At 64.2% G+C, this 1,105-nt stretch carries 1 protein-coding gene; it reads left to right on the plus strand.

What is annotated here, in order from left to right:
* Positions 1–123: 123 nt before the first annotated feature.
* Positions 124–1,105, plus strand: a 982-nt coding sequence (locus H7E91_RS11455; protein ID WP_182355244.1) for an IS481 family transposase, incomplete at its 3' end; no start/stop codon positions are given.

The raw sequence follows: 1,105 nt of genomic DNA on the forward strand, positions 1-1,105 counted from the left end.
TGTACTGACCGGACAGGTTGGTTGAGGCAGTGCGATGACACGCGCTGACTTGTGACGTGAAGAGAGGGCCTTCCGCGATTGAGTGGGAGTTGCGAAACCAGCACTCCGAGGAAGGCCCTCCGTATGTCCCACGCTAATGCAGCCCTGACCCCTCGCGCCCGTTTGACCGTCGCCCGGCTCGTCGTCGACCAGCAGGTGCCGATTGCCGAGGTCGCGGCTCGGTTCCAATGCTCCTGGCCGACGGTCAAACGCTGGGCCGACCGCTACAGGTCTGGTGAGTCCATGCAGGACCGTTCCTCTCGCCCGAAGACCTCGCCCCACCAGACCCCGTTGAAGATCAGAAGACGAATCGTGAGCCTGCGGCTGCGGCTACGGGAAGGACCGGTCCAGCTGGCCGTCCGGGTCGGGCTGGCACCCTCGACCGTTCATCAGATCCTGCGCCACTGCCGACTGAACAGACTCGCTCACGTAGACCGCGCCACCGGGGAGCCGGTGCGCCGCTATGAACACCCCCACCCCGGCTCGATGATTCACGTCGATGTGAAAAAGCTCGGCAACATCCCCGACGGCGGCGGCTGGCGCTTCGTCGGTCGCCAACAGGGAGGCCGCAACCGCATAGCAACGCCGGACAAGGCCCGCAACCACCACCACAACCCGAAGATGGGCCACGCCTTCGTCCACACCGTCATCGATGACTACTCCCGCGTCGCCTACGCCGAAGTCCACAATGATGAAACCGCTCCCACTGCCGTCGGGGTGTTGGAGCGGGCCACAGCCTGGTTCAACACCCGAGGCGTCACCGTCGAAAGAGTGCTCTCCGACAACGGTCCGGCCTACCGCTCGATACTATGGCGCGAAACCTGCGCCAGGCTGAAGATCACAGCAAAACGGACCCGCCCGTACCGACCCCAGACCAACGGGAAGATCGAGCGCTTCCACCGCACCCTGGCAGACGGGTGGGGCTACGCCCGCTGCTACACCTCAGAAACCGAGCGACGAGACGCCCTACCAGGATGGCTGCATCACTATAATCATCACCGACCCCACACAGCCTGCGACAGGCTCGCCCCAATCACCCGCTTAACCAACCTCCCCGGACAGTACA

Origin of the sequence: Flaviflexus huanghaiensis, from assembly GCF_014118685.1 — a bacterium.
GTDB classification, from domain to species: domain Bacteria; phylum Actinomycetota; class Actinomycetes; order Actinomycetales; family Actinomycetaceae; genus Flaviflexus; species Flaviflexus huanghaiensis.